Annotated in this window: 24 protein-coding genes and 1 other annotated feature; of the genes, 20 read left to right on the top strand and 4 right to left on the bottom strand. The window is 50.5% G+C overall.

Features of this window, described 5'->3' with window-relative positions; genetic code table 11:
• The first annotated feature begins 7 nt into the window (after positions 1 to 7).
• From KNP72_RS05325 to udk, 6 genes are all read left to right on the top strand, one after another.
• The gene (locus tag KNP72_RS05325; protein WP_029595797.1) at positions 8 to 274 is read left to right on the top strand and encodes an IreB family regulatory phosphoprotein; all 267 of its coding nucleotides are present in this window, start codon (positions 8 to 10) and stop codon (positions 272 to 274) included.
• A gap of 1 nt (position 275) precedes the next feature.
• Positions 276 to 698, top strand: a complete 423-nt coding sequence (ruvX, locus tag KNP72_RS05320) for a Holliday junction resolvase RuvX (protein WP_214832391.1) — start codon at positions 276 to 278, stop codon at positions 696 to 698.
• Between the two features lie 13 nt (positions 699 to 711).
• On the top strand, positions 712 to 1,011 hold the full coding sequence (locus KNP72_RS05315) for a DUF1292 domain-containing protein (protein ID WP_021066932.1): 300 nt from the start codon (positions 712 to 714) through the stop codon (positions 1,009 to 1,011).
• A 71-nt stretch (positions 1,012 to 1,082) separates the two neighbouring features.
• Positions 1,083 to 2,225 (top strand): endolytic transglycosylase MltG, encoded by a 1,143-nt coding sequence (gene mltG, locus KNP72_RS05310; protein ID WP_214719532.1) that lies wholly within the window; start codon positions 1,083 to 1,085, stop codon positions 2,223 to 2,225.
• A 66-nt stretch (positions 2,226 to 2,291) separates the two neighbouring features.
• Positions 2,292 to 2,933: an O-methyltransferase gene (locus KNP72_RS05305; protein ID WP_214832390.1), complete on the top strand. Its 642-nt coding sequence runs from the start codon at positions 2,292 to 2,294 to the stop codon at positions 2,931 to 2,933.
• 16 nt (positions 2,934 to 2,949) lie between these two features.
• Positions 2,950 to 3,585, top strand: coding sequence for a uridine kinase (udk, locus tag KNP72_RS05300; RefSeq protein ID WP_214719530.1), 636 nt, complete (start codon positions 2,950 to 2,952; stop codon positions 3,583 to 3,585).
• A gap of 99 nt (positions 3,586 to 3,684) precedes the next feature.
• Here the strand turns inward: udk and KNP72_RS05295 are convergent, their stop codons facing one another.
• A complete protein-coding gene (locus KNP72_RS05295) occupies positions 3,685 to 4,818 on the bottom strand; it encodes an RNA-guided endonuclease TnpB family protein (RefSeq protein WP_214832389.1) in 1,134 nt (377 codons plus the stop codon).
• A gap of 659 nt (positions 4,819 to 5,477) precedes the next feature.
• Here KNP72_RS05295 and greA point away from each other — a divergent pair.
• The 6 genes from greA to KNP72_RS05265 all read left to right on the top strand — a co-directional run bounded on the left by greA (position 5,478) and on the right by KNP72_RS05265 (position 12,433).
• Positions 5,478 to 5,951, top strand: coding sequence for a transcription elongation factor GreA (gene greA, locus KNP72_RS05290; protein WP_138859707.1), 474 nt, complete (start codon positions 5,478 to 5,480; stop codon positions 5,949 to 5,951).
• 55 nt (positions 5,952 to 6,006) lie between these two features.
• Entirely contained in the window at positions 6,007 to 6,711 is a 705-nt protein-coding gene (gene mtnN, locus KNP72_RS05285; RefSeq protein WP_021066937.1) for a 5'-methylthioadenosine/S-adenosylhomocysteine nucleosidase, read from the top strand.
• A gap of 75 nt (positions 6,712 to 6,786) precedes the next feature.
• Positions 6,787 to 7,746 carry a beta-ketoacyl-ACP synthase III gene (locus KNP72_RS05280; protein ID WP_214719529.1) on the top strand — a complete coding sequence of 320 codons (960 nt, stop codon included), beginning with the start codon at positions 6,787 to 6,789 and terminating at the stop codon, positions 7,744 to 7,746.
• Positions 7,743 to 8,975, top strand: a complete 1,233-nt coding sequence (gene fabF / locus KNP72_RS05275; RefSeq protein WP_214719528.1) for a beta-ketoacyl-ACP synthase II — start codon at positions 7,743 to 7,745, stop codon at positions 8,973 to 8,975. Before KNP72_RS05280 ends, fabF begins: the two co-directional genes overlap by 4 nt.
• Before the next feature lie 66 nt (positions 8,976 to 9,041).
• Positions 9,042 to 10,574: a peptide ABC transporter substrate-binding protein gene (locus tag KNP72_RS05270; protein WP_214832388.1), complete on the top strand. Its 1,533-nt coding sequence runs from the start codon at positions 9,042 to 9,044 to the stop codon at positions 10,572 to 10,574.
• Between the two features lie 203 nt (positions 10,575 to 10,777).
• Entirely contained in the window at positions 10,778 to 12,433 is a 1,656-nt protein-coding gene (locus KNP72_RS05265) for a peptide ABC transporter substrate-binding protein (protein WP_214719526.1), read from the top strand.
• Between the two features lie 120 nt (positions 12,434 to 12,553).
• Here KNP72_RS05265 and trpS read toward each other — a convergent pair whose 3' ends face one another.
• Entirely contained in the window at positions 12,554 to 13,555 is a 1,002-nt protein-coding gene (trpS, locus tag KNP72_RS05260; RefSeq protein ID WP_138859701.1) for a tryptophan--tRNA ligase, read from the bottom strand.
• 46 nt (positions 13,556 to 13,601) lie between these two features.
• Positions 13,602 to 13,809: a binding site (T-box leader), on the bottom strand.
• A 46-nt stretch (positions 13,810 to 13,855) separates the two neighbouring features.
• Positions 13,856 to 14,224: a DUF3899 domain-containing protein gene (locus tag KNP72_RS05255; RefSeq protein WP_214832387.1), complete on the bottom strand. Its 369-nt coding sequence runs from the start codon at positions 14,222 to 14,224 to the stop codon at positions 13,856 to 13,858.
• Between the two features lie 272 nt (positions 14,225 to 14,496).
• Between KNP72_RS05255 and KNP72_RS05250 the strand changes: the two genes are divergently transcribed.
• From KNP72_RS05250 to KNP72_RS05230, 5 genes are all read left to right on the top strand, one after another.
• On the top strand, positions 14,497 to 16,113 hold the full coding sequence (locus KNP72_RS05250) for a peptide ABC transporter substrate-binding protein (RefSeq protein ID WP_214719523.1): 1,617 nt from the start codon (positions 14,497 to 14,499) through the stop codon (positions 16,111 to 16,113).
• 302 nt (positions 16,114 to 16,415) lie between these two features.
• On the top strand, positions 16,416 to 17,342 hold the full coding sequence (opp3b, locus tag KNP72_RS05245; RefSeq protein WP_021066945.1) for an oligopeptide ABC transporter permease: 927 nt from the start codon (positions 16,416 to 16,418) through the stop codon (positions 17,340 to 17,342).
• On the top strand, positions 17,342 to 18,367 hold the full coding sequence (gene opp3C, locus KNP72_RS05240) for an oligopeptide ABC transporter permease (RefSeq protein ID WP_285800463.1): 1,026 nt from the start codon (positions 17,342 to 17,344) through the stop codon (positions 18,365 to 18,367). The genes opp3b and opp3C overlap by 1 nt, the downstream gene beginning before the upstream one ends.
• Before the next feature lie 24 nt (positions 18,368 to 18,391).
• Entirely contained in the window at positions 18,392 to 19,465 is a 1,074-nt protein-coding gene (locus KNP72_RS05235) for an ABC transporter ATP-binding protein (protein ID WP_021066947.1), read from the top strand.
• Positions 19,465 to 20,415: an ABC transporter ATP-binding protein gene (locus KNP72_RS05230; protein WP_214832386.1), complete on the top strand. Its 951-nt coding sequence runs from the start codon at positions 19,465 to 19,467 to the stop codon at positions 20,413 to 20,415. The genes KNP72_RS05235 and KNP72_RS05230 overlap by 1 nt, the downstream gene beginning before the upstream one ends.
• Positions 20,416 to 20,486: 71 nt before the next feature.
• Here the strand turns inward: KNP72_RS05230 and KNP72_RS05225 are convergent, their stop codons facing one another.
• The gene (locus KNP72_RS05225) at positions 20,487 to 21,020 is read right to left on the bottom strand and encodes an HD domain-containing protein (RefSeq protein WP_214832384.1); all 534 of its coding nucleotides are present in this window, start codon (positions 21,018 to 21,020) and stop codon (positions 20,487 to 20,489) included.
• Between the two features lie 220 nt (positions 21,021 to 21,240).
• On the opposite strand from KNP72_RS05225, the gene KNP72_RS05220 reads away from it, so the two are divergent.
• The 3 genes from KNP72_RS05220 (at position 21,241) to mecA (ending at position 22,790) form a co-directional block, all read left to right on the top strand.
• Positions 21,241 to 21,378: a hypothetical protein gene (locus KNP72_RS05220; protein WP_198922699.1), complete on the top strand. Its 138-nt coding sequence runs from the start codon at positions 21,241 to 21,243 to the stop codon at positions 21,376 to 21,378.
• Between the two features lie 179 nt (positions 21,379 to 21,557).
• The gene (gene spxA / locus KNP72_RS05215; RefSeq protein ID WP_015881217.1) at positions 21,558 to 21,956 is read left to right on the top strand and encodes a transcriptional regulator SpxA; all 399 of its coding nucleotides are present in this window, start codon (positions 21,558 to 21,560) and stop codon (positions 21,954 to 21,956) included.
• 180 nt (positions 21,957 to 22,136) lie between these two features.
• Positions 22,137 to 22,790, top strand: a complete 654-nt coding sequence (gene mecA, locus KNP72_RS05210; RefSeq protein WP_029595784.1) for an adaptor protein MecA — start codon at positions 22,137 to 22,139, stop codon at positions 22,788 to 22,790.
• Positions 22,791 to 22,824: the final 34 nt, after the last annotated feature.

Raw genomic sequence — 22,824 nt, 5'->3', positions numbered from 1 at the left:
GATTCTTGTGAGCCAAATGGATCGCACGATGCAATTCAATTTTCCAGAAGATGATAATCGAGCCAACACTCGGGAAACGCTGATCACGGTATATCAAGCACTCGAGGAGAAAGGCTACCAACCGATCAATCAAATCGTCGGATACTTGTTGTCAGGTGACCCTGCCTACATCCCGCGTCATAACGATGCGCGAAACTTAATTCGCAAAATCGAACGAGATGAGCTGCTCGAAGAGCTGGTCAAATCGTATTTGAACGATCGTAGAGAGGATTAATATGAAGCGAGTCATGGGGCTCGATGTCGGTTCGAAGACGATTGGGGTCGCTGTGAGCGACCTCATGGGATGGACGGCGCAAGGTGTGGAGACGGTCTACTGGACTGAGCCGGACTTTGACGAAGCTGTCCGTCTGCTTCAACCGATTATTGAGCAGTACGATGTGAAAGAAGTCGTTGTCGGTCTTCCGAAGAACATGAACGCGACGATCGGACCTCGGGGCGAGGCGTCACAGGCGTTTGCCGCGGCCCTCACCGAGGCGACCGGTTTGCCGACGATTCTCGTTGACGAGCGTTTGACGACGATGCAAGCGGAGCGGATGCTGATTTCAGCAGACGTCAGCCGAAAAAAGAGAAAGGCCGTCATCGATAAGATGGCAGCCGTCATGATTTTACAAAACTACCTGGATCGCGCAGGCAAATAAGGAGGAATTACGTATGGCAGAACTTAGCCGTAACGAAGAAGAAATGTACCGAATTCCAGATGAAAATGGAGACGAGCATTTATTCGCAGAAATTTTCCGGATGACGAGTGACCGCACGAACAAGACGTTTGTCGTTCTTGAGCCGGTCGGTAACCCGGAGACGGAAGACGAAGATACAATCGAAGTATACGCGTTCGAAATCGAAGAACTTGAAGATGAAGAGTTCGTCTTGAAGATCGTCGAAGACGACGCTGACTTCGAGGAAGTCATGGAAGCGTTCGATATCGTCAATGACGAAGTTGGATTAGACTAATAAGTGGGCGGGCGACTAGGGGAAACCCTCGTCGCCCATCTTCATAACAGAAGAACAGGGGAGAAATGCGCATGAACCATCCATCGATGTTTGATGAGAAGCGTGCACGTAACCGGATCGTTCGGCGAATTACGGTCATCATCCTTGCTGTCTTTCTTCTAGTTATCGCCACAGGTGCCGCGGTGTCGTATGCGTTCGTGAAACGATCGCTCGAACCCGTCGACCCGTCTTCGACCGAATCGGTCGAGGTCGAGGTTCCACTCGGTGCAGGTTCAGGGTACATTGGCGAACTACTCGAAGAGAATGGGCTCGTGAGGAATAGCACGATTTTCCGTTTTTATACACGATTTAAAAATGAATCATCGTTCCAAGCGGGGACGTATACATTGTCTCCGTCACAGTCGCTTGACGAGTTGATCGCCACGCTGAAAACTGGGAAAGTCATCGTTGTCCCGGATATCAAATTGGTGATTCCGGAAGGCTTTACAATCGATCAGGTCATCTCACGTCTCGCTAAAGTTGCAGAAATCCCGAAAGAAGAGATTTCGGCCAAACTGAGCGACGAAGAGTATATCCGCTCGCTCGTCAATGAGCATGAGATGTTGACCGACGAAGTACTCGCTGATGGGATTTACCATCCGCTCGAAGGTTACTTGTTCCCGGCCACGTATGAGTTCGACAAAGGTGTCACACTCACACAGATCATTGATGAGATGTTGAAGCCGACCGAACAGCTCTATCTCGAGTATGGGGATGAGGTTAAAGCGTCGGGACGTACGTTCCATGAGACGCTTGCGCTTGCCTCGGTCGTTGAGAAAGAGGCCGTGTCGACAGAGGACCGGCAAGAGATTGCCGGCGTGTTCGAAAACCGTTTGGCCGATGGCATGAAGTTGCAGTCTGACCCGACCGTCTGGTACGGCACCGGGGAGACGTCAATTTTCACATCGTTCAACGACCTTGAAAACGACTCGCTCTATAACACGTACCGCTACGAGGGCATCCCGATCGGGCCGATTGCTTCGGTCAGTCGTGACGCGTTCGTCGCCACACTCAACCCGAACGATACGGATAACGTTTATTTCTACGCCCGACCACCACGTGAAGGATTCCCGAACGGGGAAGTCTTGTTCGAAGTGGAATATGAGGCGCACCAACAAAACGTGAACAAGTACCGTCCGGAGTGGGAAGCGTTCGAAGAAGCAAACAACAATTGACGGATATGCGACCGGAAGCCTAGGCTTCCGGTCGTTTGAATGAATAGAGAGGTTGAGGTGTACGACGTGGAACATTCATCCTATGAAGGTTACGTGGAAAACTTGGTCACGCCGCGGTCCCCGCTCTTGGCGGAGATGGAGGCGTTCGCGAAAGAACACCACGTGCCAATCATGGACTTGACCGGTTCAGAAGTGTTGCTGTCGCTTCTGGCGTTGCAGCGCCCGGCCCGCATCCTCGAGGTCGGGACAGCCATCGGCTATAGCGCGATTCGGATGGCCGAGCTGTTACCGGACGCTGAAATCGTCACAATCGAGCGGAATGCGCGACGGCACGAAGAGGCGCTCGGCTTTATCGGACGCTCGGACGTATCGGCCCGAATCACCGTCATCCATGGAGATGCGGTCGAATTGATTGGGACGATTGAAGGAGAATTCGATGCGGTCTTTATCGATGCGGCCAAAGGTCAGTATCAAAAATTCTTTGATGGGTATGGCGCTTTAGTACCAATTGGTGGTACGATTTACAGCGATAATTTATTTTTACGAGGGGACGTCCTGCTCGAAGACGTGTCAGTGCTTGACCGCCGCCGCCGCCGGCTCGTCCGTCTCGTAAAAGAGTTTACTGAGCAATTGATGGCACGGACCGATTATCATACTGCAATTTTGCCCCTTGGTGATGGCCTAGCAATCAGTCGTAAATTACGATGAGGAGGATTTAACTTTGATGCAACATAAACCCGTCATTATCGGCGTGGCCGGGGGCACCGGATCAGGCAAGACGACCGTGGCCCGCGCGCTCGTGGATGCGTTCAAAGGACAATCGGTCGTCATGATCGAGCAAGACGCGTATTATAAAGACCAGTCAGAGATGACGATGGAAGAACGGTATAAGACGAACTATGACCATCCGTTCGCATTCGATAACGATTTATTGATTGAACATATCAAACAGTTACAAGAACATAAGGCGGTTGAGAAGCCGGTATACGATTATGCCGCACACACACGTTCGGATCAGACGATTTTGATCGAACCGGTCGATGTCGTCATCGTCGAAGGCATTCTAGCACTCGAGGACGACCGTCTCCGTGATTTGATGGACATTAAAGTGTTCGTCGACACGGACGCGGACGTGCGGATTTTACGTCGGATGCAACGGGACTTGAATGAGCGGGGTCGGTCGATCGACTCGGTCGTCGCGCAGTATACGAACGTCGTCCGGCCGATGCATCTTCAATTTTGTGAGCCGACGAAACGCTATGCGGATATTATCGTGCCCGAAGGCGGCGAGAACTTCGTTGCCATCGATTTGCTCGTGACGAAGATTCGCTGGGTGCTGACAGAACGTAACCGCGCGTAAGGGAAATAAATCGTTTTCAATGTGAACTACTCACCACTTGCTTGTTTCGCAACTTGAAGTGGGAGTTTCTTGGGAAGACCGTGCTTTTACTAGCCGCGGTTATGGACCAAGCTCGTCGGGCAGTCCCTGCCCTGGGTGGTTTCGGTCAGCGAGACGCAACAGGTTGAGGCTCGCGTTGACGTCGCGGTCGTGATGCGCGCCGCACGTGCCGCATGTCCACTCCCAGATGTCTAGTCCCTTCCTGCCGTCGTTCTCGCCACAGTTCGAACAGACTTGGGTCGAGGCGAACCATGGGTCGGCCTTGATCAGCGTCCGGCCGTAGAACCTGCATTTATATTCGAGTTGGCGGACGAACTCGCCCCACCCGGCGTCCCCGATCGATTTCGCCAGGCGGCGGTTTTGCATCATCTCCCTCGGTTTCAGCGTCTCGACCACGACGACTTGGTTCTCGTCGACGATGCGTCGCGACAGCTTGTGGAGGAAGTCGTTGCGCCGGTTCCTGACCTGCTCATGCTTCCTCGCGAGGAGGAGCCGGGCCTTCTCGCGGTTCTTGCTGCCCGGCTTCTTGCGGGAGAGCGCGCGTTGCGCCCGTTTCAGCCGCGCCTCGGCCTTTCGCAGGTTGCGTGGGTTCGCAATCTTCTCCGTGACGAGCGCGTCGTTCGTCGTGACGGCGAAGTGCCCGAGGCCGAGGTCGATCCCGACCTTGTGCTCGGCGGGGACCCACGGCTCGTCGTCCTGTTCGACGAGGAGCGACACGAAGAACGTGCCCGTCTTCGTCATCGACACGGTCGCCGATCGGATCTTCCCGTTGAAACTGCGGTGCTGTGTGAACCGGATGAACCCGATCTTCGGGAGCCGTACCCGGTCTCCCTCGATGCGGATTGTTCCGTGCTGGTTGTTCGTCGTGTAGGACGCGCGCGCCTTCCGTCTCGACTTGAACACCGGGAAGCCGGCCGTCCTGGCGAAGAACTTCGCGAACGCCGCATCGAGGTGCAGCTTCGCGTTCGCGAGCGCAAGGCTGTCCGCCTCGCACAGGAACGGGAACAGTGGCTTGTAGGAGGCGGGTGTCGGCGGTTTCCGTCTCGGCCCACCGCCCGCCTTCGCCTCCTCGTGGATGGTGATACGGTCCTCGAGCAGCTTGTTGTAGATGAACCGGGCGCAGCCGATCGTCCGGATCAGGAACTCGGCCTGTGCCGGCGTCGGGTGGAGCCGGTATTTGTAGCCCTTCAGCATGTCCGTCCCTCCTTTGGGCGGTGTGAGGATGAGTCTCGTCCCATTCCGATACCCGCGGTGGGGGCGAGAGAATCTGACAGAATCACGAACCTTTGTTCGTCATATCTGTCACAGGGATATCCAAAGGATTTGCAAGCAGGCGGTTCATCTTCCACCTACGCTGGCCCTTCCCTCTTCGACGTTTAGAGGTGGGAGAATTCTCGCCAAATTTAGTTAAAAGAGCTTTGACACTCTCACCATTGAAACCGTGGGATTCTGAAGTGCTTGTGCGAACGCAGTTCATTTTTGTTTTGTTCAAGCCTTCAAATGAGAGTGTGCCATCACCTCTACCGAGATAGACTCTATAGGTCCCCAGGTTGGTGGACTGTGACCATCTACCACAGGTCGTTACAGGTGTGCCTACTTGATGTTTTAGCGTCTTTAGCATGACGACAAGCATCGTATCATCGATCTGCTGCCGGACTCGATTTTCAAAGGTCGGTGGACAAAGGTGTTTTAGAGACTTGTATGTGTCTGTGCGATAGATTTAACCGAATGTCGGATATGGAGAACGTCCGAACTCACGTTTATCCCATGTTTAAAAACGGGATGTGTCGGATATGGGCTTTCCCGTTCGTAAATTCTGTAATATACTAGGAGACAATGAAGGAGTGACAGAAATGGCTGAAAAACAACATTACATGACGTTAGACGGAAAAGCGAAAATCGAAAATGAATTGAACGAACTGAAGACGGTACGCCGTAAAGAAGTCGTTGAGAATATTAAGATTGCCCGCGATTTCGGAGACTTGTCTGAGAACGCTGAATACGATGCAGCGAAAGAAGAGCAGGCAATGGTCGAAGGACGGATCGCCCAACTCGAAGAGATGCTTCGTAACGCAGTCATCATCCAAGACGATGTGGCTGATAACTCGATGGTCGCAATCGGAAAGACCGTGACGTTCTTCATTCAAGAAGATAACGAGAACGAGACGTACACGATTGTCGGGGGCGCCGAGGCTGACCCGTTCACAGGGAAAATCTCGAATGAATCACCAATTGCAAAAGCGCTCCTCGGCCGTACGGTCGGAGACGTCGTTAACGTCCAAACGCCAGGCGGCGACATGGTCGTCGAAATCAAAGAAATCAAGTAACACAAATGAGCGACTTCCACATGGATGTCGCTCTCTTTCTGAGGAGGCACTTATCATGAAAATTGGAATCATTGGAGCAATGGAAGAAGAAGTGAACTTGCTCCGCAACGAATTGACAGAACGGACGGACACGGAAATCGCCAACTATCACTTCTATGAAGGGTACCTCGGCAACGTCGAAGTCGTCATTTTGAAGTCGGGAATCGGGAAAGTGAACGCGGCCATCGGCACGACACTATTAATCGACAAGTTCAAACCGGATGTCGTCATTAATACGGGTTCAGCTGGCGGCTTTAAAAAAGGGATGAAAGTCGGCGATGTCGTCGTCTCGACCGAAGTCCGACACCATGATGTCGACGTGACAGCGTTCGGATACGAATACGGTCAAGTGCCAGGCATGCCGGCAGCATACACGGCTGACGCTCATTTAATGGATGTCTGTAAAGAAGTGATTGAGAGCCTCCATGATGTGAACGTCCATACGGGCCTAATCGTGACAGGTGACTCGTTCATCAACGACTCGAAGCGTGTCGCCGACATCCTTGGCCATTTCGAAGGCGTCGCTGCCGTCGAGATGGAAGCCGCACCGATCGCACAGACGTGCTATCAGTTCGGAATTCCGTTCGTCGTGACCCGTTCAATCTCGGACAGCGCCGACGAGGAAGCGAACTTGTCGTTCGACGAATTTTTGGAGACGGCATCGATCAACTCGGCGAAAATGGTCATGGCCGTCACGAAACGACTCGGTCAAAGTGAATAATCGAGAGGGATGCGTTGACATCCCTTTTTTATTCCCTTATATTAGTACCAGATACTAAGAATAGGGGTCATCAATATGAACATTGGAATCATTGGGATCGGTTCGTTCCTTCCGGATAACCGGATCACGAACATCGATTTGGAAAAACGAATGGATACGAGCGACGAATGGATTCGGACCCGCACCGGGATCGAGGCACGACATTTGGCCGACGCCGACTTGAGTGTCGCCGATATGGCCACACACGCTGCAGAGCGGGCGCTCCAAAGCGCAGGTGTCTCGATTGAAGACATCGATGCGATTATTTGCGCGACGGCGACGGCGCCATCGTTCCCGGCGACTGCTTGTCTCGTCCAGGCCAACCTTGGAGCCAAGCAAGCGGTCGCTTTCGACGTCAGTGCCGCCTGTAGCGGCTTCATCTTCGCGATGGATACGGCGAAGAGCATGATGCAGGCGAAAGGGTTGAAACGGACGCTCGTCATCGGAGCCGAGAAGATGGGCAACCTCATCGACTGGGACGATCGCTCGACCGCCGTCTTGTTCGGTGACGGGGCCGGTGCCGTCGTCCTCGGTGAAGACGAAGTGGCCGCCATCGATTCCATCGTGCTCGGCAGTGACGGTACAGGCGGAAAGTTCTTATATGAGAATGAAGAAGGTAAAATCGTCATGAACGGACGTGAAGTATTCAAATTCGCCGTTCGTAAAATGCCGGATATCGTACTAGAGGCACTAGAAGGAGCTGGGAAGTCAATTGAGGACCTGGACGTGCTCGTGCCACACCAAGCCAATCGTCGCATCATCGACGCTGCGATTGAACGGTTAGGGCTTCAAGAAGAAAAAGTCGTCGTCACGATTCAAGACCATGCGAACACGTCAGCCGCTTCGATTCCGCTCGCTTTGGCCGAAGCGGTCAAACACGGTAAGATTTCAAACGGTCAGACGGTCGTCGTCGCCGGATTCGGCGCCGGGCTCACTTGGGGAGCGAGTTGTCTAACATGGAATAACGCTAACATCACGGAGGAGATTAACGCATGAAACGAGTAGTCATCACAGGATTAGGAGTCGTATCCCCACTCGGGAACGACGTTACGGCAATGTGGGAACGACTGTTGAACGGGGAAAATGCAGTCGATACGTTAACGAAGATTGATATTAGCCAATATCCGGCGAAAGTCGGAGCTGAAGTCAAAGAATGGAACATCGACCACTTGGTCGAGCCGAAAGAAGCGCGCAAGATGGATTCGTTCATCCAATACTCGATTTTAGCCGCTGACGCTGCGCATCGGGATAGCGGTCTAGATGTGAAGGCGATCGCGGATGAAGTCGGGATTTGGATTGGAAGCGGAATTGGTGGTGTCGAGACGATTGACAAACAAGCGAGCATCTTGCATGAGCGTGGACCACGCCGCATCAGCCCGTTCTTCATCCCGATGATGATTCCGAACATGGCGAGCGGTCAAGTCTCGATTTACCTCGGGGCGAAAGGACCAAGCAACTGTTCGGTCACGGCTTGTGCCTCTGGAACGAACTCAATCGGGGAAGCGTTCAAAGTCATTCAACGTGGCGATGCGCTTGCGATGTTCGCAGGTGGAGCCGAGGCGCCAATCACACCGCTTTCGTTCTCAGGATTTTGTGCCAACAAAGCGCTATCGACGAACCCGGACCCGAACACGGCATGTCGCCCGTTCGATGCGAACCGTGACGGATTCATCATGGGTGAAGGCGCTGGCGTGCTCGTTCTCGAGGAATACGAGCATGCGAAAGCGCGCGGTGCCAAAATGTATGCGGAAGTCGTCGGTTACGGCATGAGTTCGGACGCCTACCATATCACGGCACCGTCACCGGAAGCGGAAGGCGGATCGAAAGCGATGAACGAGGCGCTTCGGGACGCGGGGATTCGTCCGGAAGACGTGCAATACATCAACGCTCACGGGACGAGCACACCGCTCAACGATATGTTGGAGACGAAAGCCATCCACAACGTCTTCGGTGACCATGCTCATAACTTGGCCGTTAACTCATCAAAATCGATGATCGGGCACTTGCTCGGTGCCGCCGGCGGAGTCGAGGCCGTCATTACAGCGCTATCGATTCATGAGGGACGGATTCACCCGACGATCAACTGCAAGACACCGGCAGACGATTGTGATTTAGATTATGTCCGTGAAGGAAATCGGGAACTTGATATCCAGTACGCACTCAGCAACTCACTTGGCTTCGGAGGCCATAACGCGACGCTCGCGTTCGCAAAAGTAAACGACTAATAGTAGAAAAAAGTGGCAAAAACGGGTAGGGTATAAGGGTTGAGCTAACAGAGAGGAGAATGCCAGATGAAACGATTTTTCATCGGTGCCGCCTTGTTGAGTTCAGTCCTTATCCTTTTTTTCGTTATATGGTACGGACAACGAGAGCAGGCACGAGAATTAGTACCACCTGAAGAACAAATCGTGACGATTCATGGGGAGATGTTACCGGAGCAACCGAATACGCTGCTCGCCATCGACCCGAGTTCACAGACCGTGTTATCGCATATTTATGAAGGATTGTATCGCTTCGGTGCGGACGGGGAAATCGAACCGGGACTCGTCGAGACGATGACCCGATCGGAAGACGGCGCGACATACACGTTCAAGTTGAAAGAAAGTCGTACCGTGAACGGGAATACGGTCACGGCCGAGACGTTCGTCGATCATTTCCGGATGCTCGCTGATGACGACACGAACTCTCCGTTCAGTTTCCTTTTGGAAGACGTTCTGAACGGGAAAGCGATTAGTCTCGGGACGAAAGAACCAGAGACGCTCGGCGTGAAGGCGGTCGATGCGCGGACACTCGAGTTGACACTCGAACGACCGATGGAAGGGTTCGAACAGATTTTGGCGATGCCGGCCTTTTTACCACAGACGATGATCGGGGAATGGCAAGAGCTTGATGCGAACGGTCCGTTTCAAATCGAATCATTGGATGCGGCCCAAGTCACGTTGACGAAAAACGAGGCGTATTACGATGCCGATCGCGTCACGCTCGAAAAGATTATGATGTTGGCGGATGAAGGGCTGGATTCAGAACCGGATGGCATCCATCCGATTCCATACGGCACGGATGAGGCGACCATCGACTTGCTCGAAGGCAAGCTCGTCGACGTCCCACGGAGCGGCGTCTTCTATTTGAAGCCGAACGTCGACGAATATCCGTTCGATGATGCTGATTTCCGGCGAGCGCTTGCCCTCGCCTTGAATCGGGAAGCCGTGGAAGATTCACTCGCTCGGGCCGAAGTCACGACCGAACGATTGCTCGTCACCGATGAAGCGGAACTCGACATTTCGCTCGATGGAGAAGCAACCGCACTGTTCGAGGAAGTGCTCGAGCGGCTCGAGGAAGACGAGATTGAAATCGAGTTGCTCAGTTTTGTCGATGACGAAGCGCGACAAATCGCCCAGACGATTGAAACGGAACTTGAAAAACTTCCGGGTCTTCAAGTGAACGTCGTCGAACTCCCACTTGGGGACAAAGTTAGGAAAGAAGTCGCAGGCGAGTACGCGTTGTCCCTTTCCGGTTGGCAACCGGACTATCCGGCATTCAGCGCCTATTTGACTCAATTCGAGTCAGATAACTATTTGAATTCGAGCGGATTTGCCGATAAACCGTTCGATCGGTTGATGGAACAGGCACGTACGACCGAGGCGGTTACAGACAGGAACGAGACGTATCGACAAGCCGAAAAACGATTGTTGGAACAAGCTGTCGTTATCCCAATCTACCAAGCTGGAAGATCTTACGCGGTCGATTCCAAATATGCGGAAATCGGCTTTCCGGTCATCGGTCCTTCGTACGTCCTAACATTTTCTAAAGTTTATGAAAAATGAGCTAAAAGCCCGTCTACCTAAGCGGGCTTTTAGCCCATAGTAAAAATTTTTTAGAAAAATCAAAATAAACACTTTGCAAAATTATCAGAATATTGTATTATTGCTTCAACGGGATTGTGGTAACAAATTTTGTAAAGTGAACTATCAGAATTTTCTACCATCGTTCATTTCGTTAAAACGAAAAAAATCAGGGGGTCATCGCAATGAATAAGAAAAAAGGTTTTGCTTTAGCAACGTCGGTAACACTTCTATCTAGCGCATTCCTAGCGGCATGTTCGACAGGGGAAGAAGAGGGAGCAACAACTGATAACAACGCATCAGAAAATACTGATGAAGCGCAAGTCCTCAACTTGCTCGATAGCTCAGACATCCCTTCACTTAACCCAACGCTTGCAACAGACGCAGTTTCATTCAACGTCTTGAACAACGTTAACGAAGGTCTTTATCGTATGGACGAAGACGATAACCCGACACCAGGGATCGCGGAGTCACACGAAGTTTCTGAAGACGGTAAAACGTACACGTTCAAAATCCGTGAAGGCGCAACTTGGTCTAACGGCGAGCCTGTAACTGCGAACGACTTCGAATACGCTTGGAAAGAAGTCCTTAACCCAGACAACGCATCACAATATGCTTACGTTATGTCAATCATCGAAGGCGCTGAAGCCTATAACACAGGCGAAGGCGAGCGTGACGCTGTCGGTGTCACTGCGACTGATGAGCAGACACTTGAAGTTAAATTGACTGCACCTGCTGAGTACTTCCTCGGTCTCACAAGCTTCGGCGTATTCATGCCTAAACTTGAGTCGTTCGACAAAGAGCAAGGCGAGAACTTCGGTACGTCTGCAGAGACAACTCTCTACAACGGACCGTTCAAACTCGAAAGCTGGGAGCGCGAGCAAGGCTGGAAAATGGTCAAGAACGACGACTATTGGGATGCTGAAGCCGTCAAACTTGAAGAAATCAACGTTAAAGTCGTTAAAGAAGTTTCAACAGGCGTTAACTTGTACGAAAACGGAGACGTTGACCGTACTGGTTTGACTTCTGAACTCGTTGCTCAATACCAAGACAACGAAGACTTCTCAACTGTCGTTGAGCCAACACTCTTCTACCTTCAGTTCAACACTGAGGTTGAAGCGCTCGACAACCAAAACATCCGTAACGCGATTGATGCGGCATACGATAAAGCAGCGATCTCTGAAACGCTCCTTGCGAACGGTTCAGTTCCTGCCAACTACCTCGTACCTAAAGACTTCGTCACTGGACCAGACGGTAAAGACTTCCGTGAAGCGAACGGCGACATCGGCGGCTACGACGTGGACAAAGCGAAAGAGCTTTGGGAAAAAGGACTTGAAGAACTCGGTCAAGACTCTGTCGAAATCGAGCTCCTCAACTATGACTCAGAATCTGCGAAACAAATTGGTGAGTTCATCAAAGGTGAACTTGAGAAGAACCTTCCAGGGATCACACTTACAATCAAGCAACAACCGTTCAACAACAAACTTGACCTTGAAAACAAAGGTGAGTTCGAGTTGACATTCGCTGGCTGGGGCCCTGACTACCAGGATCCAATGACATTCGTTGACCTCTTCGTCACTGACGGACCATACAACCGTGGTAAGTGGTCGAACGAAGAATTCGACAAGCTCATCGAATCTGCGAAATCAAGCACAGATGCTGCACAGCGTTGGGCTGACCTTCAAGCTGCAGAGAAAATCGTTCTTGAAGAGAACGCAATCTCGCCAGTTTACCAACGTGGATCGGCTCGCCTCACGAAGCCATATGTTAAAGGAATCGTTGAACACGCGTTCGGCGCTGACTACTCGTACAAGTGGGCATCTATCGAAGGCAAAGAGTAATAAGAAACAACACGCATACAAAAAAGAGACGGGGACGCCTGTCTCTTTTTTTGTGTCTTCAGTTTGAGCAATCACGTTGCACGAAAAAGCCGCCCTTTGAACGCAAAGGGCGGCTACGTTTTATTTCTTCACTTTGGCCCGTTTCCGGTTGAGTCCCATCGCTTTCTCGATTTTCGCGAGATTTTTGTTGGCGACGGCTTCCGCTTTCTCACGTCCCGCATCGAGGATGGCGTCGAGCTCAGCTGAGTCGACGAGTTCGTGATAGCGATTTTGGATCGGCTCGAGCATGGCGACGACGGCTTCGGCGACGTCTTGCTTGAACGTTCCATAGTTCGAATCTTTGTAGCGTTCGACAAGTTCAGCGATTGGGGTATCGGTCGAAAGCGAGTAAATCTCAAGCAAGTTCGAGATGCCCGGTTTGTTCTCACGGTCAAAGCTGATGACACCGCTCGAGTCCGTGACGGCGCTCTTGATTTTTTTACGGATGACGTTCGGCTCATCGAGCATCGAGATGAAGCCTTTCGCATTCGCGTCGGATTTCGACATCTTTTTGACAGGGTTCGTCAAACTCATGATGCGCGCGCCTTCTTTTTGAATGAGCGGCTCCGGAATCGTGAACGTCTCATAGTATCGCTTATTGAAGCGCTCGGCCAAATCACGTGTCAATTCGACGTGTTGTTTTTGGTCATCGCCGACCGGGACGAGTTCCGTGCCGTACAAGAGGATGTCGGCCGCCATCAAGGTTGGATAGACGAACAACCCGGCGCCGATGTTTTCACTGTTTTGTGATTTGTCTTTATACTGCGTCATCCGGCTCAGTTCACCCATGCCTGCGATACATGTCAACATCCATCCGAGCTGGGCGTGCGCCTTCACTTCCGATTGGACGAAAATCGTCGACTTCTCAGGATCGAGACCGCAAGCGAGATAGAGTGCCGCGAGCTTGCGCGTGTTGTCCATCAACTCGACGCGGTCGAGTTGAACCGTGATCGAATGGAGATCGACGACACAGTAAAACGCTTCGTGTTCCTCTTGCAGTTCGACGAACTGTTTCATCGCGCCTAAGTAGTTACCGAGCGTCACGACGCCGGTCGGCTTAATGCCAGAAAAGATTTTTGCCATGATTACACCTCCAGAGAATATAAAAACCGCGGTTCCCCGCCCGATAAATCGGGACGAATAACCGCGGTGCCACCCAAATTTGCATGAAACTCATGCCACTTGATCGCGTTAACGGGCGTGACCGTCTCGCCGTACTATCGTTCAGGCGAGCCACTCCGAAGTCCATTCGCTCGACGCTTTCCATCTACTCGCAGCAACGTAGACTCTCTGGGGGAAAGGGGATTCGAGGTACTTGTCTTCATCCTTGTGTTTCCTATTGTTCTAGCCATAGTGTAGCATATCGACCATGAAATCGGAAGGTCAAACGAGGGTGACCACATAAGAAAGGATGACGCTCGCGACACCGACATATACCCAACGCCACGCCGAACGTTTTTGTGCGGACCGTTCTTCCGGTGTCGCTTCTTCGTCTTCCTCGTAATCGGGATCGATTTCTTTCAATTTGGCCCGGCGATTGCGCTTGAAGCCGTACATGAATCCATCGAACAATCCAGTCGCGCCCATGTGAGAGAACATCCCGACGGCGAAGACGAGGATGCCGGCGACGAACAGGCCGCCGCTCAAATGAAACCAGACCGTTTCGTCCTGATAGTAGGAAAAGGTCGACCAGACGGTGTAGGCAATTGTGACAATTCCCCAAACGATTAATATACTTCTAAAATTTTTCAATATGACAAACTCCTTTCAGCGTGGATGCGCTCCATCGAGTCATCCGCCCTATGGCTCTATGATAACTGTTGTGCGGCATATATGGCGAGAAGTTCGTGTTAAAAATGACAGCGGTTTATTGGGGAGTTGACAGTTTGATTAAAAATTTTTTACAATAGCCCTAACGTTCTTTCGTCGGATACAAAATGAAATATTCAGAAAATTAAAGAAAAAGTAAGATGTTACGGTCCGACGAAACGCTATGCTTCACGAAACAGAAAGGGGACATCGCAATGAAGAAAAAATCGATTTTGCTCATGATGACACTCATCTTGGCACTCGGTTCAGTGCTCGCCGCTTGCTCGACTGGCGGAGACTCTGACGGCGGTTCGTCTTCGAACGGAGAAAAGATTCTCCGCTTGACGGACACGTCTGACATTACAACAGCTGACCCGGCGCTCGCGACGGACGCTGTGGCGTTCAACTTGATCGCCAACACGATGGAAGGTCTCTATCGTCTTGACCAGGAAGGAAATGCCGTTCCAGCCATCGCTGAAGGAGAACCAGAAGTGAGTGAAGACGAAACGGTCTACACGTTCACACTTCGTGACGCGGAATGGTCAAACGGAGAACCTGTCACAGCGAACGACTTCGTCTACGCTTGGCAACGCGCCGTGGATCCTGAAACAGGTTCACAATACGCGTACATCATGAACACAGTTAAAAATGCCGAAGCCATCAACACGGGTAAACTTCCTAAAGAAGATCTCGGTGTGAAGGCAATCGATGAGAAGACACTTGAAGTTACACTCGAGCGTCCAGACCCATCATTCATCTCGCTCACATCGTTCGGTACGTTCACACCGATTAACGAAGCGTTTGCGACTGAAAAAGGCGAAGACTTCTCGACGACTCCAGAAAACCACATCTACAACGGTCCATTCACATGGTCGGAGTGGGATCGCGAGCAAGGATACGTGTTGACGAAAAATGAATCGTACTGGGATGCTGAAAATGTAGCCCTAGAGAAAGTCGACGTTCGCGTCGTCAAAGACACATCGACTGTCGTCAACTTGTATGAAGCAGGAGAAGTCGACTACGCCGGCCTCTCATCTGAACAAGTTGCCGCATTCCAAGAGAACGATGACTACAGCACAGGCCTTCGGTCATCTGTCGGTTACTTCAAGTTTAACCACGAAGATGAACTCTTCGCTGACGTCAACGCTCGTAAAGCCGTCGCTCGTGCGGTCGACCCAACCGGGATTATCGATCAGCTGTTGAACAACGGCTCAATCGCAACGACTTCGTTTGTCCCGAAAGAATTCATCAAGTATGAAGACGGAACGGATTATGCAGAAGGCGTAACACACTTTGAGACGAACGCTAACGAAGCGGCATCACTTTGGGAAGAAGCGACTGGCGGCGAAGCTGTCACGATCGAACTTCTCTCATTCGATAGCGAAGTAGCAAAACAAATCTCAGAGTACATGAAAGGCCAACTCGAATCGAACTTGCCGAACGTGACCGTGAACATCTCACAACAACCGTTCAATAACAAGCTCGAACTCGAAGCGAACGGAGAGTATCAGATGTCATTCGCCCTTTGGGGACCTGACTATCAAGATCCGCTCACGAACCTTGGTATTTTCACATCTGACAACGGTCAAAACGACATCAACTACAAGTCGGCAGCATACGATAAGTTGATTGATGAAGCATCAGCTGAAACATCAATCGATGCGCGTTATGACAAGTTTAAAGAAGCAGAAACGCTCTTGATTGAACAAGACCAAGCTATCATGCCGCTTTACCAAGCGGGTGTCGCTTACTTGCTCCGTCCGAACGTCGAAAACTTCAACCGTCAACTATTCGGTGCTGACTACCAGTACAAATACGTCGATATCAACTAAATGAGAAGGGGGCATGCACCACGCATGTCCCCCCTTTTCTAAAAAAAAATTAGAAATTAGAGAAAAAACTATTCAAAAGTTTTGTTGGTAAAGTATAATGTAGTAACAGTGAAAATTCAGAATACTTTACAAACTAAGGATTCTTTGATTTTCATGTGCTGTGCTAAGAGCCTTGAGATGACGTTTGACCTATTCTTTCAGAAAATTCCTTTCATTTTGTGAATTCATGAAAAGGGAAATATGTCATAGTGACGCTGTTGGTGCAAGCATAGACACATTAGAAAAACAGGGGGTATTTATTTATGGGACGTTATATTCTTCAGCGGCTGACTTACGGCCTCATCACGTTCTTCTTGATTGCGACGTTCACGTTTTTCCTGATGGACCTGCTTCCAGGTTCGCCGTATCAAAACCAGGAGAAATTGACAGAGACACAAATTCAACTATTGAACGACCGCTACGGACTCAATGATCCGCTTCCAGTTCGTTATGCGACCTACTTAGGAAACCTTGTGCAAGGGGACCTCGGTGTATCGTTCCGTACGGCCAACCGGCCAGTGACGGATTTGATCATGGAACGAATCGGACCTTCAGCTCAACTAGGTATTCAAGCACTCGTGCTTGGGACGTTTGTTGGATTGTTGCTCGGGATCGTGGCAGCCATTCGTCATAATACGTTCATCGACTATGGTTCGATGTTCATCTCGGTAATCGGGATTTCTGTCCCATCGTTCGTCTTTGCAGCACTTCTCCAGTACTACGTTGGGGTTAAGTTGCAATTGCTCCCTGTTGCGTTCTGGGATTCCCCGGCGCATACGATTTTACCGACCATCTCGCTCTCACTCGGGGTCACGGCGTCTATCGCTCGTTTCGTCCGGACCGAGATGTTAGAAGTTACCGGACAAGATTACGTCACGCTCGCGAAAGCGAAAGGGTTGACCGGGAATGCGATCGTCTGGAAACACATGGTGCGTAACGCGATGATTCCAGCAATTACAATCCTCGGACCAATGACGGCCGGTCTATTGACAGGTACGTTCGTCATCGAAAAAATCTTTGCGGTACCTGGTTTAGGTGAATTGTTCGTCACATCTATTACGTTGAATGATTACTCGGTCATCATGGGCACGACGCTCTTCTTCTCTGGCCTGTTTATTATTATCATTCTACTTGTCGATTTGCTCTACGGAGTCGTTGACCCACGTATTCGTCTTGGGGGGAATAACTGATGATTGAAAACAAAAAGAATTTCGAGCAGTTCGACCAAGACATGTTTCAACGTGTCGAAATGAACGAACAGCTCGCTGAACGAATCGCTGGTAAAAGTCTAAACTTCTGGCAAGATGCTTGGATGCGCCTAAAGAAAAACAAAGCGGCCATCTTGTCGTTATCGATTATCGTCATTCTTGTCTTGCTCGCTCTATTCGGCCCGATGCTGTCTGGTCGTGATGCTTATACGCAAAACATCTCGCAAGCGAAACTTCCACCTAAAGTCACAGGACTAGAGTGGGCAGGGTTCGACGGGATGGCTAACCTCGGTGGCCGTGAAATCGACTTCTATGAACAAAAGAACGTCGAAGAGAACTACTGGTTCGGTACGGACTACCTCGGCCGTGATCTTTGGTCACGTGTTTGGGAAGGTACACGTATCTCACTCTTCATCGGTTTAATGGCCGCAATCGTCGATACGGTTATCGGTGTCGCCTATGGTGGTATCTCGGCTTACTTCGGAGGCCGTACGGATAACATCATGCAACGGATTGTTGAGATTTTGACTGGTGTCCCAAACTTGATTTTGATTATCTTGTTCATCTTGATCTTTGACCCAGGTGTCTTCACCATCATCTTGGCGATGGCCATCACCGGCTGGATCGGGATGAGTCGACTCGTCCGCGGTCAGATTTTGAAATTGAAGAACCAAGAGTTCGTCTTGGCTGCCCGTACACTCGGCGCTTCAAGTACACGTTTGATTTTCAAACACTTGATCCCGAACACGCTCGGCGCCATCATCATCACACTTATGTTCACGATTCCATCTGCCATCTTCTTCGAGGCATTCCTTAGTTTCATCGGGATCGGACTTCAACCGCCACAAGCATCACTTGGTACGTTGATTAACGACGGATACAAAGAGCTTCGGACGTTCCCGTACTTGCTCGTTATCCCGTCAATCATCATCGTCTTGCTCATGGTCAGCTTCAACTTGCTCGCCGATGGCTTGCGTGATGCGTTCGACCCGAAAATGCGTAAATAATTATAGAAACAGGGGGACTCGTGCATGGAAACGATTTTATCTGTCCGAGACTTAGCGGTCTCGTTCCATACGTATGCTGGAACGGTACAAGCCGTTCGCAACGTATCGTTTGATTTGAAAAAAGGCGAGACGCTCGCCATCGTTGGTGAATCGGGTTCTGGTAAATCCGTCACATCGAAAGCGATTATGCGTCTCATTCCGAACCCGCCAGGTGAAATCACGAATGGAGAAATCTTGTTCGAAGGTAAAGACTTGGCGAAGTTGTCGGAAAAAGAAATGCTTAAAATTCGTGGACGCGATATCGCAATGATCTTCCAAGATCCGATGACATCGCTCAACCCGACGATGACGATCTACAAACAGATCGCCGAAGGATTGAAGCAACACCAAGGACTCACGGGTGAGGATGCGAAGAAGCGTACGCTTGAATTGCTCACACTCGTTGGGATTCCAAACCCTGAGGCACGCCTCAAGCAATACCCGCACCAACTTTCAGGTGGGATGCGTCAGCGGATCGTTATTGCGATCGCGCTCGCATGTAACCCAAAAGTATTGATCGCCGATGAGCCGACGACGGCCCTCGACGTAACAATTCAAGCTCAGATTTTAGAGTTATTGAAAGACATCCAGCAAAAGACAGGCACAGCGATCATTTTCATCACGCACGACCTCGGTGTCGTTGCGAACATGGCAGACCGCGTTGCTGTTATGTACGCTGGTAAAATCGTCGAGAAGGGAACGGTCGATGAGATCTTCTATGAGCCGCGTCACCCATATGCATGGGGACTACTCGGATCGATGCCGCGTCCATCCGATGACCCGAACGAGGCGCTTCCGGCCATCCCGGGTACGCCGCCGAACTTACTCAACCCACCGAAAGGCGATGCCTTCGCACCACGTAACCCGTATGCGATGAAAATCGACTTTGAAAAAGAACCACCGATGTTCCAAATTAGCGACACACACTATGCGGCGAGCTGGCTATTGCACCCACAAGCCCCGCAAGTGAGCCCGCCGAAAGCAATCCGTGATCTTGCGCTCAAGTATCGTCCGGACAGTGCGTTCGCGAAATCGATTTTGAAAGGTGGTGCTGAATAATGGAACGCGAGAAATTACTCGAAGTAAAAGACCTGAAGCAGCACTTTAAAATCGGCCGAGGCCGCGTCGTCAAAGCGGTCGACGGCATCTCGTTCGATATTTATAAAGGTGAAGTGCTCGGACTCGTAGGGGAGTCTGGATGTGGGAAATCGACGACAGGTCGTACCATCATCGGACTTTACGATGCGACTGACGGGGATGTCATCTTCAAAGGTGAGAACGTCCACGGCAAGAAGAGCACCGCTGAAAAATTGAAGTTCAACCGAGCGATGCAAATGATTTTCCAAGATCCATACGCATCCCTGAACCCGCGTATGACCGTCGCTGATATCATCGCCGAAGGCATCGATATCCACGGTCTTGCCAAGACGAAAGAAGACCGGATGAACCGCGTCTATGACCTTCTCGAGACAGTCGGTCTTACGAAAGAGCACGCGAGCCGTTACCCGCACGAATTCTCGGGCGGTCAGCGTCAGCGGATCGGGATTGCCCGCGCTCTCGCGGTCGAACCGGACTTCATCATCGCCGATGAACCGATTTCGGCTCTCGACGTATCGATTCAAGCCCAGGTCGTCAACTTGATGAAAGAATTGCAACGCGACCGTGACCTCACGTACTTGTTCATCGCCCACGACTTGTCGATGGTCAAGTATATCTCGGACCGAATCGGCGTAATGTATCAAGGTCACCTCGTCGAGCTCGCTCCTGCAGCGCGTTTGTACGAGAACCCGCTCCACGCCTATACGAAGTCACTCCTCTCGGCGATCCCACTTCCGGATCCAGAGCATGAGCGGACACGTAAACGGATCGTGTATGAGTCGAAGTCACTCGGTGCCGTCGGACGTTCGGATGAAGATTCAAGCATCCCGCCACTCCGCGAAGTCGAGCCAGGCCATTACGTCTCATTGACAGACGAAGAGTACGAAGCGTACAAAGTACAACTCGTATAATAGGAAAGTCCCGAATCCAGATGGATTCGGGACTTTTTTCGTACAAAAAAACACCGTCCATGATGACGGTGTCAGGCGTTTGAGATGCGTGGCAAATTCGAGAGCCGGTCGACGACCGCGTCAATCAAGCGGACACGGGCCAAGGCATCTTCGATGTCCATCGTCTCATAGTGATGCAATCCGCCAGGCTGTTCAACGTACGTGTCAGCATCATGAACGAGCTGTTGAAGCGGCGTCCGTTGAATCCGGTTGGGCGGTAAGTAGGAGTCGGTGTGAAGCAAAATCATGACCGAGATCTCTTTCGCGTGGGCTGGGTCTTCACCGAGACGAATCAACAGCTTGTGGGCGCGTTCGGCGCCTTTAATGGCATGGATATCGTTTTGACGATACAAATCATAATTCCATTTCCCTTCGGTGTACCATTCATAATGACCGATGTCATGGAGTAGGGCGGCTTTCGTCGCCAAATCCGTATCGAGCCCTCGTCGCGTCGCCAATTCGAGAGCGCGTTCACACACATCAACGGCGTGTTTCAAGCCAGAACGGGTCAAGTATTTTTGGGTGACCGGGTGCTGCATAATCGTCTCTAATGTAATTCTCATCATCGCTCTCCTCCTTGGTGATTTCAAAGGATATTTCTATTAACTATACGGGAATCGGATATAAAAAGCAAATTTGGAACGTGTGAAATGATGAGAAATTTGGAGATTGTTCAACTATTTTCATAAGAATGTGCTATAATTTAATTGTAGATTAGTGCAAGTTCAAGATTTTCAGATTCAGTAACGGTCGGTCCGGTCCTTTTGACGTTGGGGGTGAGAGACCATGAAAGAACGAAATAAAGTTTTGGAACAGAAAAAGAAACTTCTGAAGGAAGTCCTCAAGAAGAAATTGAAAGACTTACAAGTGAAGCCAGGCAAAGAGACGGTATCACAACCGGTTTCTCGGATGCCGGCGTCCTAGAACGGTCGATCAAGGGTCGCATTCTCGAGAATGCGTCCTCTTTTCTTACTTGAATGAGAAAGAATATCATTGAAGTTTCAATTCATAAGAATTATTATAATTAAGTGAACGATTTTTTGGGTATACAAATAGAGTCACTTGAAAAAGATGAACGAACATTTGATCAGGGAGGAACGAAAATGGTCACACTTTACACGTCTCCGAGCTGCACATCGTGCCGAAAAGCACGGGCTTGGCTTGAAGAGCATGATATCCCATTTACGGAACGAAATATATTTTCAGAACCACTCTCACTCAATGAGATCAAACAAATTTTACGTATGACAGAGGACGGGACGGATGAAATCATCTCGACCCGGTCTAAAGTTTTCTCTAAAATCGACGTATCGGTCGATGCGCTTTCGCTTCAACAACTGTACGATTTGATTCAAGAGTATCCAGGACTACTTCGCCGTCCAATCTTGATTGATGAAAAACGTCTTCAAGTCGGGTATAACGAAGATGAGATTCGTCGATTCTTGCCGCGCAAGGTCCGCACGTTCCAACTTCAAGAAGCGCAACGACTCGTCAACGAGTGAGGGAGCATACTGTCTAAGCAGTGTGCTTTTTATTATTCCGTTTTTCCGATAAAATAATAGTAACAACCCCATCATCAATAGATTGACACGTTAAAAAAAGGGTACTATGATAACAAGACAATTTCCCCTCTCCTCCTTAATTGTTGAAGTAGGAGTGAGGTGAGAAGGGAGTGGACAATCGTGAAAATTGAGCGCATCAATGATAATACCGTCAAATTTTTCATTACGTATGTCGATATCGAAAAACGTGGTTTCGCTCGTGATGAAATCTGGTATAACCGAGAACGTGGTGAGCAGCTGTTCTGGCAGATGATGGACGAAGCGCACGAACGAGAAGATATCTCGTTTGATGGTCCACTATGGATACAAGTACAAGCTTTTGAAAAAGGACTTGAAGTGACCGTGACGATTGCGAAAAACGTGATTGACGCCGAAGACGATTCTGAGCTCGGATCACTCCTGCGCTCGGCGATCGATGAGGCACGCGATCAACAATCGGTGCTCGACCAATTGAGTGAACTCGATGAAGAAACCGAGCAGGAGGCGTGGGCTCCGCTCGCCATGGAAACGGACGACTTTGAGGCCATCATCTCGCTCAGCAAACGGGCGGGAGAGACGTTAAGTAACATCGACCTCAAACTGTTCCATTACGATCAAAAGTATTACTTGTGGATCGATTTTCCGGAAGAAATGGAACCAGAGGAAGAAGAGAACGTATTGAGCCTCTTGGCCGAGTACTTGACGTTCAGCACGCAGACGTTAGCGATGCTCGAAGAATACGGCAAGCTCATTCTCGATGGGGACGTCTTCGCCAAAGTCCGTCACTATTTCTAAACCCCAATCGCCTGTTCATATGGACAGGCGATTT

This window comes from Exiguobacterium sp. s152 (assembly GCF_018618335.1).
GTDB lineage: Bacteria > Bacillota > Bacilli > Exiguobacteriales > Exiguobacteriaceae > Exiguobacterium > Exiguobacterium chiriqhucha.
The sequence above is the reverse complement of the archived record's forward strand: the minus strand, read 5'-3'. Positions and strand labels throughout refer to the sequence as shown.

What these genes read in the sequence shown, in the direction of transcription:
- KNP72_RS05315 (WP_021066932.1), top strand. Translation starts at nt 712, where the DNA reads ATGGCAGAACTTAGCCGTAACGAAGAAGAAATGTACCGAATTCCAGAT.
- KNP72_RS05250 (WP_214719523.1), top strand. Translation starts at nt 14,497, where the DNA reads ATGAAGAAAAAATCGATTTTGCTCATGATGACACTCATCTTGGCACTC.
- KNP72_RS05230 (WP_214832386.1), top strand. Translation starts at nt 19,465, where the DNA reads ATGGAACGCGAGAAATTACTCGAAGTAAAAGACCTGAAGCAGCACTTT.
- fabF (WP_214719528.1), top strand. Translation starts at nt 7,743, where the DNA reads ATGAAACGAGTAGTCATCACAGGATTAGGAGTCGTATCCCCACTCGGG.
- KNP72_RS05280 (WP_214719529.1), top strand. Translation starts at nt 6,787, where the DNA reads ATGAACATTGGAATCATTGGGATCGGTTCGTTCCTTCCGGATAACCGG.
- KNP72_RS05265 (WP_214719526.1), top strand. Translation starts at nt 10,778, where the DNA reads ATGAATAAGAAAAAAGGTTTTGCTTTAGCAACGTCGGTAACACTTCTA.
- KNP72_RS05235 (WP_021066947.1), top strand. Translation starts at nt 18,392, where the DNA reads ATGGAAACGATTTTATCTGTCCGAGACTTAGCGGTCTCGTTCCATACG.
- udk (WP_214719530.1), top strand. Translation starts at nt 2,950, where the DNA reads ATGCAACATAAACCCGTCATTATCGGCGTGGCCGGGGGCACCGGATCA.
- mtnN (WP_021066937.1), top strand. Translation starts at nt 6,007, where the DNA reads ATGAAAATTGGAATCATTGGAGCAATGGAAGAAGAAGTGAACTTGCTC.
- opp3C (WP_285800463.1), top strand. Translation starts at nt 17,342, where the DNA reads ATGATTGAAAACAAAAAGAATTTCGAGCAGTTCGACCAAGACATGTTT.
- KNP72_RS05225 (WP_214832384.1), bottom strand. Translation starts at nt 21,020, where the DNA reads ATGATGAGAATTACATTAGAGACGATTATGCAGCACCCGGTCACCCAA.
- greA (WP_138859707.1), top strand. Translation starts at nt 5,478, where the DNA reads ATGGCTGAAAAACAACATTACATGACGTTAGACGGAAAAGCGAAAATC.
- mltG (WP_214719532.1), top strand. Translation starts at nt 1,083, where the DNA reads ATGAACCATCCATCGATGTTTGATGAGAAGCGTGCACGTAACCGGATC.
- KNP72_RS05270 (WP_214832388.1), top strand. Translation starts at nt 9,042, where the DNA reads ATGAAACGATTTTTCATCGGTGCCGCCTTGTTGAGTTCAGTCCTTATC.
- KNP72_RS05295 (WP_214832389.1), bottom strand. Translation starts at nt 4,818, where the DNA reads ATGCTGAAGGGCTACAAATACCGGCTCCACCCGACGCCGGCACAGGCC.
- opp3b (WP_021066945.1), top strand. Translation starts at nt 16,416, where the DNA reads ATGGGACGTTATATTCTTCAGCGGCTGACTTACGGCCTCATCACGTTC.
- KNP72_RS05220 (WP_198922699.1), top strand. Translation starts at nt 21,241, where the DNA reads ATGAAAGAACGAAATAAAGTTTTGGAACAGAAAAAGAAACTTCTGAAG.
- ruvX (WP_214832391.1), top strand. Translation starts at nt 276, where the DNA reads ATGAAGCGAGTCATGGGGCTCGATGTCGGTTCGAAGACGATTGGGGTC.
- trpS (WP_138859701.1), bottom strand. Translation starts at nt 13,555, where the DNA reads ATGGCAAAAATCTTTTCTGGCATTAAGCCGACCGGCGTCGTGACGCTC.
- spxA (WP_015881217.1), top strand. Translation starts at nt 21,558, where the DNA reads ATGGTCACACTTTACACGTCTCCGAGCTGCACATCGTGCCGAAAAGCA.